This is a genomic window from Actinomadura sp. 9N215 (assembly GCF_044326345.1).
Taxonomy (GTDB): domain Bacteria; phylum Actinomycetota; class Actinomycetes; order Streptosporangiales; family Streptosporangiaceae; genus Spirillospora.
Genome location: NZ_JBIRBA010000011.1, coordinates 164,850 through 183,080 on the forward strand (window position 1 = coordinate 164,850; position 18,231 = coordinate 183,080).

Sequence of the window (18,231 nt, forward strand, 5' to 3'; positions counted from 1 at the left end):
GCAAGCCGGTGGTGGAACGGTCCGGCGAGGGTCTGCGACCTCCACCCGGCGCTGCCGCGCATCAAGATGACGGCGATCGCTGGACCGCTCCCTCGCGGAGAAGGCGATCCGCGAGCACATCGCCGGGCCGCTCGGCTCACCGTGGAGGAGGCCGCCGCCGGGATCCGCCGCGTCGCCGACAACCAGATGCCCGACCTGCTGCGCAAGGTGACCATCGAGCAGGGGCACGATCCGCGGGACTTCGTCGTGTACGCGTACGGCGGGGCCGGGCCGACGCACGCCTACGCCTACACGGAGGCGGCCGGGATTTCGGCGCTGGTCGTCCCGCCGACATCGACGGTGCATTCGGCGTACCGGGCAATCACGTCCGCCCGATACCGGGCGGTGCAGACCACGGAGGTGCTTCGGACGCCGCCCGGCGCCGACGACCCGGCCGCGGCCTTCCTCGGCGAGCGCGCCGTGCACTTCCCGGAGATCAGCCGGGTCCCGGCCCGGGTCTATTGCGGCGAGGGGCTCGGCGCGGGCGCCGCGCTGCACGGCCCGGCGACCCTTTCGCCGGGACCACGGTGGTGATCGGGCCGTCGCAGTCCTGCGCGGTCGACCGCCACAACAACGTCGTCATCAACTGCGAGGAGGAGGCGTGACCATCACCGCCACCGGCATCGACCCCGTCACCTTCGAGGTCATCCGGCGCTCAGCGGCTGCCTGGCTTGGCGTTCACCTGCTCGGCGCCCGGTGTGCCGGTGGGGGCCGGCTTGTCGTGTTCGAGGATCAGCAGCGCTATGTCGTCGTGGTCCTGACCGGCGGGGTGCGTCCCCAACTCGTCGAGCAACCGATCGAGGAGTTCTCCGGAATCAGCGGTCAGCAGGTCCGCGACCCGCTGCTCGAAGGGGTAGGCGAGACCGCGCTCGTCGCGCGTCTCGATCGCGCCGTCGGTGTAGAGGACGAGACGCCGTGACCGACACCGCCTTCCACACGGGCCTCACCGCCGGAGTCGGCTGATCCAGAAGCGCGGGGACCTCCGGCGACGGAGTGAAGAGCCTCGTGCCAAAACCCGTCCTGGCGTGGGGGGAACCGGACGCCATGGAAATGGTTCATTCCGCCATCTGGAAATCGTCTCGGAAATCAGGCTTTTCCAATTTCCGGTTCGGGGGTTATCCGGCGGCGGGGTGCCCCAATCACTGACTCTCGCTTTTTACGGATCTTCGTTCTCCAGCGTCATTCATCCACTGGATGGCGTCCGCTCGCCAGAGCACCCCCGGGAGGTGTAGCGGCGAAATTACCGTCCGGAGCGCCCAATTCCACCGCAAAGGGAGTGGACATGACCCCACGCAGGAGCACGGTCGCGATCGCCCTCACGGGCGTTCTCGGCGCCGCCTCGATCACGGCGCTCGCGCTGCCCGGCGGCGCGGCCTCGGCGGCGGCCGACCCGGTCCTCGTCGGCGCCGGCGACATCAGCAACTCCGGCAGCGGCGACACCGCCACCGCGGCGCTGCTCGACAACATCGCCGGGACGGTCTTCACCGCCGGCGACAACGTCTACAGCAACGGCACGGCCAGCGAGTTCAACACCTACTACAACCCGACGTGGGGACGGCACAAGGCGCGCACCCGGCCCTCGCCCGGCAACCACGACTACAACACGTCCGGGGCCAGCGGCTACTACGGGTACTTCGGCTCCGCCGCGGGCGAACCGGGCAAGGGCTACTACTCTTACAACATCGGCGCCAACTGGCACGTCGTCGCGCTCAACTCGAACTGCGGGTCGATCAGCGGCGGCTGCGCGGCGGGCGGCGCGCAGGAGCGGTGGCTGCGAGCCGACCTCGCCGCCAACCCGAGGGCGTGCACCGTCGCCTACTGGCACCACCCGCGGTGGACGTCCGGCGCCAACCACTCCCCGAACACCGCCGTGGCCCCGCTGGTGCAGGCGCTCTACGACAACAACGCCGACGTCATCGTCGCCGGCCACAACCACCAGTACGAGCGGTTCGCGCCGCAGAACCCCAGCGGCGGCGCCGACTCCGCGCGCGGCATCCGCCAGTTCGTCGCCGGGATGGGCGGGGCGAGCCACTACTCGTTCGGCACGATCCGGCCGAACAGCCAGGCCCGCAACAGCGACACCTACGGCGTCCTCAAGCTGACGCTGCACGCCGGCAGCTACAGCTGGCAGTTCGTCCCGCAGGCCGGAAAGACCTACGCCGACAGCGGCACCACCAACTGCCACTGACGTCCCGGGCCCGGCGCCGCGATGCGCCGGGCCCACCCAAGGAGCCGGCGTGTACCTTTCCACCCTCACCCGCCCGGCCGCGGGCGGCCGCCGCGCGGGCCCCGTCGCGGCCAACGTGGTCGCGCTCGGCGCCGTCAGCCTGATCACGGACGTCTCCGCCGAGATGGTCACCGCGATCCTGCCGCTCTACCTGGTGGTCGGGCTCCAGTTCAGCCCGGCGGCCTACGGGGCGATCGACGGGCTCTACACCGGCGCGACCGTCCTGCTCCGCCTCGCCGGCGGGTACACGGCCGACCGCGTCGACCGGCGCAAGCCGGTGGCGCTGGCCGGGTACGGCGCGTCCGCCGCCGCGAAGCTCGGCCTGCTCGCCGCGGCGGGCTCCGGCGTCGGGATCGGCCTGGCCATCACCGCGGACCGCGCGGGCAAGGGCCTGCGCACCGCGCCGCGGGACGCCCTCATCACCCTGTCCACGCCCCCCGACAGGCTCGGCCGGGCGTTCGGCGTCCACCGGACGATGGACGCCGCCGGGGCGTTCGCCGGTCCGCTCGTCGCGCTCGCCGTCCTCGCCGCCGCGCCCGGCTCCTACGACTCGGTCATCATGACGAGTTTCTGCGTCGCGCTCCTCGGCGTCATGGTGCTCGTGCTGTTCGTCCGCGACACGCCGGGACCGAGGCCGCCCCGCGAGGCGCTGCGCTGGCGGGAACTGCTGCGCGGGCCCGCCGCCCGGCGGCTGGTCCCCGCCTCGTTCCTGCTCGGGCTGGCCACCATCGGGGACGGCTTCACCTACCTGCTGGTCGCCGAGCGCGCGGACCTGGCGCTCGGCTGGTTCCCGCTGCTGGCCGTCGCCACCAGCGGCGTCTACCTGCTGCTCGCCACGCCCCTCGGCCTGCTCGCCGACCGGGCCGGACGGCTCCCCGTCGTGCTCGGCGGCTACCTGACGCTCACCGCCACCTACCTGCTGCTCGGTCTCGCGTCCGGCGGCGGGCTCTGGCTCGTCGGCGCCGTCGTCGTCCTGCACGGGACGTTCTACGCCGCGACCGACGGCGGGCTGATGGCGCTCGCCGGGCCGCTGCTCCCGGCGGGCCTGCGGACGACCGGCATCGCGCTCGTGCAGAGCGGGCAGGCGCTGGCCTACCTGATCTCGTCGGTGCTGTTCGGGGTGGCGTGGCAGGTGTGGGGCACGCGTCCCGCGCTGCTCGCCGCCGCCGTCGTCAGCGTCATCGCCCTCGCCGGGACCGCCGTCGTTCTCCGTCCGTCAGAAAGGGCCACACCGTGAACGCGCGCTCCCGCGTCATCATCCTGACGGCCACGGCCGTGCTGCTCGCCGCCGTGGCCGTCGCCTACACGGTGTCGCACGGCGCCGAACCCGCGCCCGCCGAGGGCCGGACCTCCGGCGGCGGGACCGCCGGCGGCGGGACCGCCGACGGCCGGCGGCTCCAGCTCCTCACCAACGGCCGGCTGTCCTACACCGCCCCGCCGGGATCGCGGCGGGTGACGTCGGTGGAGTGCGACCGGGCCTACGCCGCCGCCGGTACGGTCGCCTGCCTGCGCCCGGTCGGCGCGCTGAGCGCGGGCGCGCTGGTCGTCATGGACGCCGGGCTGCACCAGCGGCGGCGCGTCCCGCTCACCGGATTCCCCAACCGGCTACGGGTGTCGGCCTCCGGGCGGATGGTCGCCTGGACGCTCTTCATCGACGGCCACAGCTACGCGACCACGGGATTCTCCACCCGGGCGGGCATCCTCGACACACGGACGGGACGCCTCGTCACGTCCCTGGAGGACTTCGCGATCACCAAGGACGGCGCCCCGTACCGGAACCGGGACGTCAACTTCTGGGGCGTCACGTTCGCCGCCGACGACAACCGGTTCTACGCGACGCTGTCCACGGGCGGGGGGCGGTACCTCGTCCAGGGGGACTTCGCGGCCCGGACGGTCCGGACGCTCGCGCCCGGCGTCGAATGCCCGTCCCTGTCACCGGACGGCACCCGCCTGGCCTTCAAGTCCGCGATCGCCGGCGACCCGAAGCGCGGCTGGCGCCTGTCGACGCTCGACCTCGCCACGTTGAAGACCGCTCCGCTCGGCGAGACCCGCAGCGTCGACGACCAGCCCGTCTGGCTGGACGACCGCACCATCGCCTACACGCTTCAGCTCAACGACGGCACGAACCAGACGTGGGCCGTCCCGGCGTCCGCGCCCGGGAAGCCGCGGCTCCTGCTCGACAACGCCAGTTCGGTGTCGCCGATCCCGTGACGCCCGGGCCCGGAGCCCGGGTGTCGAACGTCCGATCGCCTCCGCGACCGCCGGCGGCGGGACCGGTCCCCCGGCGGGGCTGGCAGGCTGGGTGCGCCCGCATGCCACGCGAGAGGGGACACCATGGCCGCGACGGGGACGGAGCATGGGCCCGAGTCGGGGCGGTGGTCGTCCGGCGGGGTGGTGGCCGGGTTGTACGAGGTGGGCGAGCGGCTCGGGGCCGGCGGGATGGGCGTGGTCGACCGGGTACGCCACCTCGGCTGGGGCCAGGACCTGGCGGTCAAGAGCCCGCGCCGGGAGCTGTGGGACGGCCCCGACGGCGCCCGGGGGTTCCTGGACGAGGCGAAGGTCTGGGTGGACCTGCCGCCGCATCCGCACATCTGCACCTGCCACTACGTGCGGATGATCGACGGGGTGCCGCGGATCTTCGCGGAGTACGTGCCGGGCGGCAGCGTGGCGGAGGCGCTGCGGTCCGGCGGGATCGGCGCGCTGGCGGAGATCCTGGACGTGGCCGTGCAGATGGCGGCGGGGCTGCTGGCGGCGCATCGGGCGGGGGTCGTCCATCAGGACGTCAAGCCGGCCAACGTGCTGCTCGCCGCGGACGGCACCGCCAAGATCACCGACTTCGGGCTGGCCCGGGCGCAGGCCCGCGCCGAAGCGGATCCGGCGGACGGTGACGCGACGTCCACCCAGGGCGGGCTGACGCCCGCGTACGCGTCGCCGGAGCAGCTCGCCGGACGACCGGCGGGGCAGCCCAGCGACCAGTGGTCGTGGGCGGTGTCGGTGCTGGAGCTGTTCACCGGACGGGCCACCTGGGCGGCGGGCTCGGTCGCGGCCGAGGCGCTGGAGTCCCACCTGGCCGAGGGGGCGGCGCCGGGACGGCCGATGATGCCCGACGCGGTGGCGGCGCTGCTGCGGGAGTGCTTCACCGTCGACCCGTCCGGACGGCCCGCCGGCATGGACGTGGTCGCGGAGCGGCTCCGCACGGTGTACGAGGACGAGCTGGGCCGGAGGTACCCGCGCGAGGAGGGCGTGCCGGTGGCCCATCTGGCCGGCGGGCTGAACAACAAGGCCCTGTCGCTGCTCGACCTCGGCCGGCCGGACGACGCGGAGACCTGCTGGGAGAAGGCGCTCCGCGCCGACCCGCGCTATTCGAACGCGACGTTCAACCGGGGGATCCTGCAGTGGCGGGACGCGAAGATCACCGACCGCCGGCTGGTGGACCTGCTCGAAGCCGTCCGCGAGGCCGACGCGGGGGCCGGTATCCGCGACGGGCAGGCCCAGTACCTCCTGGGCCTCGTGCATCTGGAGCGCGGCGACAGCTCCGCCGCGGCGGCGGCGCTGGGCGAGGCCGCCCGGCTGGCGCCCGCCGACCCGGAGATCGCGTCCACGCTGCGGGCGGCGACGACCGACCAGAGCGTCCGCCCGGCGCGCGCGCTGACCGGGCACACGCGGGTCGTCACCGCGGTGGCCATGACCCCGGACGGCCGCTACGCCGTCTCCGGCGGCTACGACAACTCCGTCCGCGTGTGGGATCTCGGCGAGGGCCGCTGCCTGCGCACCCTGAAAGGCCACAGGGGCCACGTGGACGCGGTGGCGATCACCGCGGACGGCCGGCACGCGCTTTCCGGGAGCGACGACGGCACGGCCCGGTGGTGGGATCTCGGCAGCGGCCGCTGCCTGCGGAAACTCAAGAGCCACAGCGGCCATGTGACCGCGGTGGCGATCACGCCGGACGGCCGGCACGCGCTGACCGGCGACTTGGGCGGCACGCTGCACCGGTGGGATCTGCCCCTGGGCCGCCGTCTCGGGACCCTCACCGGCCACCGCAAGGCGACGACGTCGGTGGCGCTGACCCCGGACGCCCGATACGCGCTGTCCGGGGACCCCATGGACGGCACCGTCCACTTCTGGGACCTGGGCGGCGGCCAGCGCCTGCTCACCCTCACCGGCCACACCGGCGGAGCCCACGCGGTGGCGATCACCCCTGACGGCCGCTACGCGCTGACCGGCGGTGAGAACGCCCTGGCACGCTGGTGGGACCTGTCGGACGGACGCTGCCTGCGCACCCTCACCGGCCACACCGGCTGGGTCGTGTCGGTGGCGGTGGCGTCCGATGGCCGGCACGCCGTCACCGGCGGCCTCGACGACACGGTGCGCTGGTGGGACCTGGCCACCGGGCGCTGCCTGCGCACGATGACCGGCCCCAGCGAGGCGGTCACGTCGGTGGCGGTGAGCGGCGACGCCCGGCAGGTCATCGCCGGCGGGCTGGACGCGACGGTGCGCTGGTGGGAGCTGTCCCCCGGCATCGCGGCGCCGTGGGTCTACAGCCGTCCGCAGGCCGCCGCCGACGTGTCGGAGCGGGCGGCGGAGTTCCGGTCGCGGATCGACGAGGCGCGACGGTCGCTCGACCGCGGGGACCCCGGCGCCGCCACCAGCGCGCTCCGCGCGGCGCGGGCGATCTCCGGTTTCACCCGGCACCCCGAGCTCACGGACCTGTGGCGGCGGGCCGGCCGGGGACGGCCGCGGGTCATGGTCCTGGACGTCCGGCAGGACCACGCGCTCGGGCACTCCGGGACCGTCCCCGCGGTGGCGATGACCCCCGACGGCCGGCACGCGCTCACCGGAAGCGGCGACCACACGGCGCGCTGGTGGGACCTGGGCAGCGGCAAGTGCCTGAACGTCCTCGCCGGTCACGCGGGGACGGTGTCCGCCGTGGCGGTGACCCCCGACGCCCGCCTGGCCGTCACCGCGAGCTACGACGACACGCTGCGCGTGTGGGACCTGGCCGACGGACGGTCCCGCACCCTCACCGGCCACACCGCGAGCCTCAACGCCGTGGCGGTGACCCCCGACGGCCGCTACGCCATCACCGGCGCCGAGGACCGCACGGCGCGCTGGTGGGACCTGACCGCCGGGCGCTGCCTGCACGTCCTCACCGGCCACTCCAGCGTGGTCACGTCGGTGGCGGTGACCCCGGACGCCCGCGTCGCGCTGACGGGCGGCGCCGACGGCGCCGTCCTGGGCTGGAACCTCGCGGACGGGACGTTCCAGCAGTACGACACGCCCCACACCAGCTGGGTCACCTCGATCACGCTGGCGCCCGACGCGGGCCGCGCCCTCACCACGAGCAACGACCACACGCTGCGCTGGTGGGACCTGATCGGCGGACACTGCCTGCGCACCTTCACCGGCCATACCAGCTGGGTGAAGTCGGCGGCGATCACCCGGGACGCCCGGCACGCCCTCTCCGGCAGCCTGGACGGCACGGTACGGCTGTGGGACTTGGACGACGGCCGCTGCCTGCGCATCGTCCCCGGGCACGACGGTCATGTGCTGTCGGTGTCGCTGAGCGCGGACGGACACCGCGCGGCGTTCGCCGGCCTGGGCCACGCGGCCCAGGTGTGGGAGATCGACTGGGACTACGAATGATCATGGAGGCGGAATGACCGGAGCCGGGCGGATGCAACGGTGGTGGCGGGGCCGACGGGCGGGGACGGCGCCGGACGGGCCGCGTTTCCCGGCCGTGCCCGAGGCGACGCTGGCGGCCCTGGCGCGTCCGGGCGGGCCGCCCGCGCGGTGGTCCCCCGGACTCGTGGTGGACGGCGTGTACGAGATCGGCAAGCGGTGCGGCGCCGGGCGGTCGGGCGTCGTGGACCAGGTGCGTCATCTGGGGTGGGGCCTGGACCTGGCGGTGAAGAGCCCGCAGCCGCGAGACATCGCCGACCCGGAGAGCCTGCAGCGCTTCCTCGGCGAGGCGGTGGCGTGGCTCGGCCTGCCCCCGCATCCGCACCTGTGCGCCTGCCACTTCGTGCGGGTGCTCGACGGGACGCCCCGGGTCTTCGCCGAGTACGCGGACGGCGGCAGCGTCGCGGACGCGCTGTCGTCCGGCGGGTGCGCGACCGTGGAGGAGGTCCTGGACGTGGCCGTCCAGCTGGCGTGGGCGCTGCGGGCCACGCACGACGCGGGCCTGGCGCATCGGGACGTCAGGCTCGCGAAGGCGCTGCGCACGTCCGGCGGGGTCGTGAAGCTGCTCCCGGGAGGGGCTCCGGCGCGCCGGGCGGACGCGGAAGGCCGGGCCGGCGACGTCCGGTCATGGGCGGCGGCGGTGCTGGAGATGTTCAGCGGCCGCGCCACCTGGCCGACGCTCTCGCAGGCGGGCGACGCGCTGGCCGCGTACGTGGCGCAGCCGCCGCCGGAACGTCCGGCCATGCCCGAGCCGGTGGCGGCGCTGCTGCGCGACTGCCTCACCTCGCCCCCGGACGACCCGCGTCCGCTCGCCGACCGGCTGATCGACGCCTACCAGGCCGAGCTGGGCAGGCCGTACCCGCGCGAGCCCGCCGAACCGGCCGAGCTCGACGCGGACGGCCTGAACAACAAGGCCCTGTCCTTTGTCGACCTCGGCCGGCGCGAGGACGCGGAGCGGTGCTGGGAGGACGCGCTACGAAGCGACCCAAGGCACCCGGACACGACCTACAACCGCGGCCTGCTGCACTGGAGAGCGGGCGACATCGACGACCGGACGCTGATCGACCGGCTCGAAGCCGTCGCCGGCGCCCACCCCGAAGCCGAGGCGCACTGCGACCACCTGCTGGGCCGGGTGCACCTGGAACGCGGGGACACGGCCGCCGCCGCGGCGGCGCTGGAGGACGCCGCCCGCGCCGCGCCCGACGACCCCGGGATCGCCGCCGCCGCGCGGGAAGCCGCCGGCCGGCGAACCGGCCGCGACCACGTGCTCACGGGCCACACCGAGAAGGTCTGGTCGGTGGCGATCACCGACGACGGCCGGCACGTCCTGTCCGGCGGCTTCGACAAGACGGTGCGGTGGTGGGACCTGTCGGACGGCCGCTGCGTGCACGTCCTGTCCGGCCACGACAGGGCGGTCACCTCGGTGTCGCTGACTCCGACCGGCTGCCACGCCCTGACCTGCAGCGTCGACGGCGTGGCGTGCGTGTGGGTGCCCGCCGAAGGCCGGCTGGAGAGTACCTTCGAGGGCGGGTTCATCTCGGCGGCGATCACCCCCGACATGGGACACCTCCTGACCGGCGGCCCGGACGGGATGGTGCGCCTGCGGGACTCGCGCACGGGCCGCTGGCTGTACGCGATGTCCGGCCACGAGGGCGCGGTCTCGAAGGTGGCGCTGACCCCGGACGTGAGGTACGGGGTGTCCTGCGATCCGCCCGAGGTGCAGGTGTGGGACCTGACCACCGGGCAGTGCGTCGCCACCCTCACCGGCGACCTCCACTCGGTGGCGCTCCCCCCGGACGGCCGCCGCCTCCTGACCGGGCACAACGAGGGGTCCGTCAAGCTGTGGAGCCTGGCCCCCGAGTCGATCGGCAGCATGCTGTGGCACCTGTCCGGGCACATCGGCAAGGTGCACTCGGTCGCGATCACCGCCGACAGCCGGTACGCGGTGTCGGGCGGACGCGACGGGACCCTCCGGTGGTGGGACCTCACCGGCGGACGCTGCCTGCGCACCCTCACCGGCCACACCGACGCGATCGTGTCGGTGGCGGTCACCCCGGACGGGCGGCACGCCGTCTCCTGCGGCCACGCGCTGGACAAGACCGTCCGGGTGTGGGAGCTCGGCGACCGCGTCGACGCGCCCTGGAGTCACTGCCGCCCGCGCGCCGCGTCCGACCTCGCCGCGCGGACGGCGGAGTTCCGGGCCCGGCTGGAGCGGGCTCGCCGGTCGCTGGACGGCGACGACGTGGCCGGGGCGGCGGCCGAGCTGCGCCGGGCGCGGGCCGTCCCCGGGCTGGCGCGGCATCCGGAGCTGCTGGAGCTGTGGCGCCGGTCGGGCGGCCGTGGCGGCCGGCGGACCGCGTTCGAGGACGCCGGGGAACGCGGCGTCCTGACCGGTCACACCAGGCCCGTCGCGACCGTGGCGATCACCCCGGACGGCCGCCGCGCCCTTTCCGGCAGCGGCGACAGATCGGTGCGGTACTGGGACCTGGAGACCGGGGAATGCCTGCGCAGGCTCACCGGTCACACCGACAGCGTCCCCTCGGTCGCGATCACCGGCGACGGCCGGTACGGACTGTCCGGCGGCAACGACGGTTCGATGCGGTGGTGGGACCTGGAGACAGGGAAATGCGTGCGCACCTTCACCGGCCACACCGACAGTGTCCACGCGGTCGCGATGACCCCCGACCGCAGGCACGCGGTGTCCGGCAGCAACGACGGCTCGCTGCGGTGGTGGGATCTGGACACGGGAGACTGCCTGCGCATCATGACCGGTCACACCAGCGGCGTGTGGTCCGCGGCCGTGACGCCCGACGGCCGGTACGCGCTGTCCGGCAGCTTCGACCGCACGATGCGGTGGTGGGACCTGTCGGACGGCCGCTGCCTGGGGACCTTCACCGAGCACACCGACGCGGTCCAGTCGGTGGCGTTCACTCCGGACGGCCGCCGGGCGTTCTCCGCCGGGGACGACACGGTGCGGCTTTGGGAGTTGAGCACCGGCGAGTGCGTGCGCACCATGACCGACCACACCGACACCGTCATGTCGGTGGCGGTCACCGCGGACGCCCGGCACGCCTTCTCCAGCGGTGAGGACGCCACGGTCCGGCTGTGGGACGTGGACACCGGGCGGTGCCTGCGCGTCCTCCGCGGTCACTCCATGAGGGTCTGGTCGGTGGCGACGACGCCCGGCGGGACCCGCGTCCTGTCCGGAAGCTCGGACACCGAACTGCGGCTGTGGGACGTCGACTGGGACTTCGAGTTCCCGGACGCTTGACCGGTCGTCAGCGGGAGGCGTCCAGCAGGGCGCGGCGGAGCTCCGCCGCCGTGCCGATCCCGATCCGGGGGCGGTCCGCCAGCGCCCGGTCCAGTACCGCCGCCACCGGCTCGGGGATGGACGCGTCGCGCTCACGGACGGGCACCGGCGCGTCCTCCAGGACGATCCGCCACGGGTCCCGGCCGGCCGGGAAGTCGCGCGGCGGACAGCGGGTGATCAGGTAGTACAGGCAGGCCGCGGCGGCCCACACGTCCACCTCGGGACGCGCGTACTTGAAGTTGATCACCAGCTGGCGGGGCATGAACCACGGCTTGCCGGCGGTGACGCCGGTGCGGGTGTACCCGCTGAGCCCGGCGGCGTCGAACGCCTTGGCCAGCCCGAAGTCGCCGACCTTCGCGACGCCGCCGTCCAGCAGGATGTTGTGCGGGCTCAGGTCCCGGTGGACGAGCCCGCGGGCCACACCGTCGCGGCCGCCGTCGCGGCCGTCGCCGCGGTCGTCGCGGTCGCCGCCGCCGTCGGAGACCTTGACCTCGGCCTGGTGTGCGTACGCCAGGCCGTCGAGCACCTGCAGGATGATCTCGACCGCTTCGCCGACCGGCAGCGGCGCGTCCCGGTGCTTGAGCAGCCCGCCTGCGTCGCCGCCGGCGCAGTAGTCCATCGCGAAGTAGAAGACGCCGTTCCAGCATCCGTGGTCGTGCACTCCGACGATGTTCGGATGGTCCAGCGCCATGCTGCTGGAGATCTCCCGCAGGAACAACGCCTTGGCCCGTTCGAGCGCCGCCACCTGCGGCAGCATCACCTTGAGCGCGACGCGCCGGCCCGTGCGCCCGCACCGCGCCAGGTACACCGCGCCCATGCCGCCGCGGCCCAGCACCCTCTCGACCGCGTAGCCGGCGAACGCGGACGCGCCGGCGTCCAGCAGGTGCCGCATGACCCGGTCGGGGTCGGCGCGGCAGGCCGCGCACACCGCGTCGCCGGGCCGGGCGCCGACCTCGTCCGCCACGTCCGTCCCGCACACGACGCAGCGCGGCCGCGGCCCCGGACCGCCGCCGCCGGTCGGCACGCAGGCCCGGCAGCGGGGCCTCTCGGACGCATCGGGAACCTGGTCCTCCGGGATCTCCCGCTGGCAGTGCGCGCACAGCACGGGGGCCGTGGCACAGACCCGCAGCACCGTCTCCCCCACTCGCAGCTCGTCGCCATCCTGCAGGTCGTGCTCGGGGAACCGGCGCCCGGCGGCCTGTTCCGGGGTCTGTCCGGGCTCGCGCCGGCCGATCGCCGTGCCGTTGAGCCAGGTGCCGTTGAGGCTGCCGAGGTCCCGTACGCGCAGGCCGGGCGGGTTGATGTCGAGCAGGCAGTGATGCCGGGACACGGTGCGGTGCCATTCGTCGTCGGGCACCGGCAGATTGCAGTCGCCCGCCCGGCCGATGACACAGGTCTCCGGCTCGGCGAACACGAATTCCCGACCGGTGAGGCGGCCACCGGTGACCTTCAACGTGATCTGCGCCGGCATCCCGGATGCTCTTCCGTCGGCTCCGCGTAGATCGTACTAGCGAGGCGTTCAGTTGGGTTTGTCGTTGAAGATGATTCGGGCGATCTTCCAGCCGTCGGAGGCCAGGCGGAAGAGCCAGATCTCGCGGCCGTGGACGATGCTCTCGGGGCCGCCGCCCTTGGGGCGGACCTTCGCCTCAAGGGTGCCGTTGACGTATCCGTACTCGTCGGCCACCACGACCTCCTCGGCGCGGAAGGACGGGTCGATGGCGAATTCGGCGAGGAGGTCGCCGACGCCTGTGCGGATCTCGTCCTTTCCCCGGCGATCGGGTCTGTTCGGCGGGCACCACATGCAGTCCTCGTCCCACAGGCTCAGGTAGCCGTCGAGGTCCTCCGCGCGGACGTAGGAGGCGAGTTCGACCTCGAAGATGCGGCGGATCTGATCCTCGTTTGTGCGGAGTCCGGGACGTGCTGATGAAGTCGTCATTGGAGCCTTCCGGATGGTGTGGTTCGGTGACGGCGGTGCCAGAACGGTGCGGTGGGCCAGCGCCGTTCCAGCCCGTAGAGGTGGTCCCGGACGCGCAGGTAGTCGGTGAAGCGCAGGTCGACGGCCCGGTGGTGGTCGCCGGTGTCGCGGGGACGGCCGTGCAGCCGGTCGGCGATCAGCAGTGCGGCGTCCCGCCCGTCGGCGAGGGCGTTGTGGAGGCCCCGGGCGCAGATGGGGTCGCAGGACGCCGCGGCGTCCCCGACCGCCAGCCAGCCGGGGCCGGACGCGCGGTCCAGGACGAACGACGGCGCGGCACGGGCCGTCACGCGCCCGCCGGTGGGCGCCCGTCCGGCCAGCTCGCCGGACAGGCGGGCCGTGGCGCGCGCGCCCGCGAGCCAGCCCTCGGCCGTGTGCAGCCGCAGGCGCCGGACGATGCCGGGGTCGGTGGCGACGGCGACCGCGAGGCGGCCGCCCGGCAGCCGGGCGGCGTACCACCATCCGTGCTCGGTGGCCTCCACCAGGGTGAGGTTCGGGAATTCCGACGACGCCGGGAGCCGGATCACGCCGGTGACGAAGGTGAGCCGGTCATGGTGGCGCGGACGGGCGCCCATGGCGCGGGCGAGGCGGCAGCGGCGTCCGCTGGCGTCGACGGCGACGGCGGCACGGATGGTCCGGGCGGGCCGGTCATCGCGGGCGACGCACAGCTCGATCCCGCCGGGCACGGTGCGCGGGACGCCGACGAGCCTGCCGCGCGTGAGCGTGTCCGCGGCCGCCGCGGCGTGCCGGGCGAGCAGGCGGTCGAAGCGGCCCCGCTCGAGCTGCCATCCGGTGCCGTGCGGGTTGAACAGGTAGTCGTTGTAGCCGAGCGCCTCGCCGCCCCAGGACGAGCAGGACCCCAGGCACGGCTCGTGCCCCTGGGCGAGGAAGTCGTCCCAGACGCCAAGGTCCTCCAGGAGCGGCCGGGTGTCGGGCGGGATGCTCTCGCCGGCGCGGGGCCGCTCGGCGCGTGGCAGCTCGTCGCGGGGCCGCTCGGCGCGGGGGGCCTCGGGATCGCCCGCGTCGACGATGAGCACCCGTCCGGCCCCGTGGCGCCGCAGCGCGATCGCGGTGGCGCAGCCCGCCGGCCCGGCCCCGATGATCACGACGTCGTGCTCGGGGACGGTCATGGTGAGCGCTGGCTGTACGTGGCGCCGCTGAAGTCGTTCCAGTGGCCGGAGTTCATCGGCCAGGGCGTGATCTTGGGGTTCTCGGACGGCTCTTCGTCCAGGTCGCTGGCGACCTCCAGGTACTGCCGCGGGGAGTGCTCGGCGCCGCCTTCGATGCGGCTGCCCTGGAGGATGACGCCGATCCGGTGCCAGTGGCGGACGCTGTCCAGAAGGTCCTGGTAGCGGCCGGTCTCGCCCAGGTCGGGCGAGACGGTGCCCTTGCCCCGGACGGAGTAGTACTGCGGTCCGAGGCGGCCGTGCTTGACGTCCTGTGCCCGGTACACCTGGGTGGGACGCTGCGCGGGCCACGACCAGAACAGCGTGGTGCTCTTCGGCAGGTTCGGCGCCACGTTGTGGGTCGCGCAGGCGTTGTAGTCGGTCTGCCATGGGATCGCCATGAACTTGCTCGCGTCGCCCGGCTCCAGGGGCGCGGTCCGCCCGGGTTCCGGATGGAGCGGTATGTAACCGACGGTCAGGAAGGGCCGGTCGGCGTACGCGGCGGCGTAGTCGAGCGGACGGGCCCGGATCCGGAACGGCCCGCAGCACGATTCCCGCCAGTCGCGCCGGTAGATCTCCTCGTCCCGGACGGTGAAGGTCATCTCGATGCCCGGGGCGAAGCGGCCGCCGAGCCCGCTGGTGAGGACCGCCTTGTCGAGGTACTCCCCCGGCCCCAGCGGCGGGCCGTCACCGGGTTGCGCGCGTCCGCGGTCCCACTGCTGGAGCAGGAAGTACTGGGTTTGCGTGACCGTCAGGAACGCCAGGCCCGCGTCGCCCATGGACAGCGGCATGTAGGGCGGCCCTATGTGGGACTGTGGCGTGTCGTTCGGATCGCGGATGTAGGCCAGCCCGGTCAGGACCGTGTCGGCCGGTTGGCTGTGGGCGTCGATGTCGCCGACGGCGTCGTGCGCGGAGACGGCGCGGTCGGGCAGGTTGGTGGTCCAGCGTTGCAGCGCGGCGGCCTGGAAGACCGGCGCCAGGTCGTCGTCGAAGGCCGGGCGGTAGGCGCGGTCGAACTTGCCGTCGCCGAACAGGTCGGGCCGCAGGCCGAGCTTGCGCACCCAGGTGTCGTACATGTCGTCCCACAGCGTGACGACGTTGCGGATCTGCGGGGCGTAGCCGGGGTCGGTGGTGACGGCCCACGCACCGTGGACGGGCTGCGTCCCCCCGTCCTCGTACACCAGCGTCGCGCTCACGGGGCCGTCGCCGGTGTCGTCGAACCAGCCGTCGGCGTTCACGTCGCCGTACACGCCCTCGGAGAGCATGCCGCCGAAGAGCGGGAACGGCCTGCCGTCGGGTCCGTACCAGGCGCAGGCGCGGCCGGGCGCGGGCAGGACCAGCAGGCGTCCGAACTCGTCGGTGCTCAGCTCGCCGAGCGCGTCGATCCGCCCGGCGGGCTCGTAGAGGCGGTCGAATCGATCGCACGGGAAGGCGCGGGGATAGCTCGGGTAAGGGGTGATCTCGCCGCCGTTCTCCGCGCAGGGAGTCGTCCGCCGGTCGAAGGCGACCGGGCCCGCGTTCGTGCCCCGGATGGCGCGAGGTCCGGGATCGATGACCAGGCGTTCGAGGCGTTCCAGGCTGCCTAGGTCGGGGCCCTCGGCCCTGTTGCGCAGATACCGCCGCTCCTCGTGCTCCGGCTCGTAGAGGTGGATTCCGAGGTCGTCGTTCAGGACGTGGCAGTTCGCCTTCTTGTTGGCCAGGTGGACGGTCCAGACGATGTCCGTGACCTTCCTGCCGCCGATCTCGCTGCCCACGCGGATTTCCATGGCCTCACCGGCCGGGTAGGCGTGGGCGCCTTCGTCGGGGTAGCAGAAGATCCTGAATCGCGCGGCCTGGCGTTTCAGCGCGCCGGCGGAGTCCCTCAGGTCGCCGCTGGTGATGGGATCGGCCTCGGTCCCGGCCCTGATGGGCAGGCCCCCGACGGTCGCCTCGTCGTTCCGGACGGGCATTCCGGTCATCGTCTCCGGACAGAGGTAGTACTCGGCGCTGTTCCCCACCCGGGCGATGCCGATCGCCGGATGGACCCGGAAATGGTACGGGGAGTCGTCCATCGCTTTCTCCTTTCTCGTGGCGGCCCGGATCCTCAGGATCAGGAGAATTTGGGGACGACCCCGTGCTGCCAGCAGGCGAGGATGTCGCCGCCGACCTCGGCCATGCACGCGCCGAAGTCGTCGCGCGGACGGCCGGCGAACAGATCCCCCAGGATGTCCAGGAGCCGGCGGAAGTCCTTGATGAGGATCCGCCGCGCCTCCCGCGCGTGTTCGTCTCCGGGCTCGGCACTGGCCTGATAGATCGGGGGCAGACCCGAAAGATTGGAGCGGATATCGTTGAAACGGCGGAAGTGCGACCATGACTCTTTGTAGCCGTCCGCGGTGTTGCGGTGCTCCACCGCGACGGCGGAGTCGCCTTTCGACTCGCCCTCGCCCTGGTCGACGATGAGGTCGACGAATCCCAGCGCCTGCGCGAGCCCGCCCGGCCCGTCCTTGGTGATCCGCTGTTTCGGGAAACGGTTGTAGAAGTACCCGAACTCGTCGACCTGATTGACCTTGCTTCGCAGTTCGGTCACCAGCTCGCACATGCCGTAGCTGACCGCGTCATAGAACTCCGCGATCGAGCCGTAGTCCCGGCGTTCCGTGCGCATGGTCGCCGCGGGCAGTTCCATGCCCCATTTCGGGTACTCGACGAGGCACATGGTGTTGACGCGTTTCTCGTCGAGCGGGCCGATCTCGGCGCTGTAGGGCTTGTAGTACTGGGTCGGATCCGGGTCGTTGAGCGAGAAGTCGATGTGCGGAATGTGCTTGCCCTGGTACACCGGCGGCTTGAACGTCGGCACCTGGCCGTAGGCGTTGGCGATGTTGCAGGCGAGCTGGAGGTGCAGCATCTCCTCCCGGATGACCGCCTCGATCAGCCGGAACGCGTGGTGCGCCGGTTCGGTGATCGAGTACATCGCGGCCATGTAATACGGGATGGTCCACATTTCCAGGTCGACGAGGCCCTGCAGGTGGGTCCGCAAGGTCTTCAGGTCCCATCCCGTACGGGTTTCCGTGACGGTCATCGCGACCGGCCCCTCTCGCAGGGATCGTTCTCGTTGAGCTGGTTGGCGGTGCTGAACCAGACCGTGGCCGCGCCCGTGAGATCGAGGGTCGCGGGCGCGGTCTTGCGGCCCTCGACCAGCACCGGGCAGGAGCCCCCAGGCAGCGGGTTCCGGCACGGGACGGAAAGGCTCGGAACGCTCTCCATCGTCAGCGCGGTCCCGGCCTCGATCTGCTCGGACGACAGCCAGTCCGGAACCCTCCCCAGGGTGACGATGTGCTGGTAGTCGGGATCGCTCGCGATGTAGTGGGTGAGATGCGCCTCCGGACCCTTGCCGAAGATCACGTAGTTGAGATGCTCCGGGCGGGGAACGTCGGCGTTGAAATGGCGGAAATGCACCACGTTCTCGACGGTGACCGGGACTTGCTCCGCCAACGGCGGGCCGACGGGCTTCGGGTTCTCCTGATCGTCGTCGTATTCGCGGAACAGGTCCGCGCGGAACTGCGTCACGGCGCCGCATTTGATTTGCGGCATGGTGAACTTGTCGTCCTCGGAGTTGACGAGGTTGTAGGGGAGACCGGGGTTCTTTCTGCGGTCCTCCTGATAGCGGGTCATGATCTCCGGCGGCAGCGTCGCGCGCAGCACGACCTGGTACGAGTGCTTCGCCATGGTGAACATCGGCATATGCGACAGGAACAGCGTCTCCAAGCCGATCATGAAGCAGTTGTGATATCCGGGCGGGTCGATGATCGGGTCCTGGTGTCCAGGATGCCTCTTCGCGGCCGGGGTCATCGTGCTCCTCCTT

General features: G+C 72.9%; 13 protein-coding genes. 6 read left to right on the plus strand and 7 right to left on the minus strand.

All coding sequences use genetic code 11. The features are described 5' to 3' along the window. Window positions 1-66 precede the first annotated feature (66 nt). On the plus strand, window positions 67-573 hold the full coding sequence (locus ACH34T_RS20130; RefSeq protein ID WP_395993698.1) for a hydantoinase/oxoprolinase family protein: 507 nt from the start codon (window positions 67-69) through the stop codon (window positions 571-573). Window positions 574-694: 121 nt separating this feature from the next. Here ACH34T_RS20130 and ACH34T_RS20135 read toward each other — a convergent pair whose 3' ends face one another. After that, a complete protein-coding gene (locus ACH34T_RS20135) occupies window positions 695-925 on the minus strand; it encodes a hypothetical protein (RefSeq protein WP_395993801.1) in 231 nt (76 codons plus the stop codon). Window positions 926-1,321: 396 nt separating this feature from the next. On the opposite strand from ACH34T_RS20135, the gene ACH34T_RS20140 reads away from it, so the two are divergent. The 5 genes from ACH34T_RS20140 (at window position 1,322) to ACH34T_RS20160 (ending at window position 11,216) form a co-directional block, all read left to right on the plus strand. Beyond that, window positions 1,322-2,227 carry a metallophosphoesterase family protein gene (locus ACH34T_RS20140; RefSeq protein ID WP_395993699.1) on the plus strand — a complete coding sequence of 302 codons (906 nt, stop codon included), beginning with the start codon at window positions 1,322-1,324 and terminating at the stop codon, window positions 2,225-2,227. A 49-nt stretch (window positions 2,228-2,276) separates the two neighbouring features. Next, window positions 2,277-3,503, plus strand: a complete 1,227-nt coding sequence (locus tag ACH34T_RS20145; protein WP_395993700.1) for an MFS transporter — start codon at window positions 2,277-2,279, stop codon at window positions 3,501-3,503. Beyond that, window positions 3,500-4,477 (plus strand): hypothetical protein, encoded by a 978-nt coding sequence (locus ACH34T_RS20150; RefSeq protein ID WP_395993701.1) that lies wholly within the window; start codon window positions 3,500-3,502, stop codon window positions 4,475-4,477. The genes ACH34T_RS20145 and ACH34T_RS20150 overlap by 4 nt, the downstream gene beginning before the upstream one ends. Before the next feature lie 123 nt (window positions 4,478-4,600). Next, on the plus strand, window positions 4,601-7,909 hold the full coding sequence (locus ACH34T_RS20155; protein ID WP_395993702.1) for a protein kinase: 3,309 nt from the start codon (window positions 4,601-4,603) through the stop codon (window positions 7,907-7,909). Between the two features lie 13 nt (window positions 7,910-7,922). Next, window positions 7,923-11,216 carry a tetratricopeptide repeat protein gene (locus tag ACH34T_RS20160; RefSeq protein ID WP_395993703.1) on the plus strand — a complete coding sequence of 1,098 codons (3,294 nt, stop codon included), beginning with the start codon at window positions 7,923-7,925 and terminating at the stop codon, window positions 11,214-11,216. A 7-nt stretch (window positions 11,217-11,223) separates the two neighbouring features. Here the strand turns inward: ACH34T_RS20160 and ACH34T_RS20165 are convergent, their stop codons facing one another. The 6 genes from ACH34T_RS20165 to ACH34T_RS20190 are packed head-to-tail and all read right to left on the minus strand — an operon-like array spanning window position 11,224 to window position 18,218. Then, a complete protein-coding gene (locus ACH34T_RS20165) occupies window positions 11,224-12,726 on the minus strand; it encodes a protein kinase (RefSeq protein ID WP_395993704.1) in 1,503 nt (500 codons plus the stop codon). A 48-nt stretch (window positions 12,727-12,774) separates the two neighbouring features. Beyond that, on the minus strand, window positions 12,775-13,191 hold the full coding sequence (locus ACH34T_RS20170; RefSeq protein ID WP_395993705.1) for a YybH family protein: 417 nt from the start codon (window positions 13,189-13,191) through the stop codon (window positions 12,775-12,777). Beyond that, window positions 13,188-14,357 carry a tryptophan 7-halogenase gene (locus ACH34T_RS20175; protein ID WP_395993706.1) on the minus strand — a complete coding sequence of 390 codons (1,170 nt, stop codon included), beginning with the start codon at window positions 14,355-14,357 and terminating at the stop codon, window positions 13,188-13,190. The genes ACH34T_RS20170 and ACH34T_RS20175 overlap by 4 nt, the downstream gene beginning before the upstream one ends. After that, window positions 14,354-16,444 carry a LodA/GoxA family CTQ-dependent oxidase gene (locus ACH34T_RS20180; protein ID WP_395993707.1) on the minus strand — a complete coding sequence of 697 codons (2,091 nt, stop codon included), beginning with the start codon at window positions 16,442-16,444 and terminating at the stop codon, window positions 14,354-14,356. Before ACH34T_RS20180 ends, ACH34T_RS20175 begins: the two co-directional genes overlap by 4 nt. A 38-nt stretch (window positions 16,445-16,482) precedes the next feature. After that, window positions 16,483-17,448, minus strand: coding sequence for a ferritin-like domain-containing protein (locus ACH34T_RS20185; RefSeq protein WP_395993708.1), 966 nt, complete (start codon window positions 17,446-17,448; stop codon window positions 16,483-16,485). Then, the gene (locus ACH34T_RS20190; RefSeq protein ID WP_395993709.1) at window positions 17,445-18,218 is read right to left on the minus strand and encodes a hypothetical protein; all 774 of its coding nucleotides are present in this window, start codon (window positions 18,216-18,218) and stop codon (window positions 17,445-17,447) included. Before ACH34T_RS20190 ends, ACH34T_RS20185 begins: the two co-directional genes overlap by 4 nt. Between the last annotated feature and the right edge of the window lie 13 nt (window positions 18,219-18,231).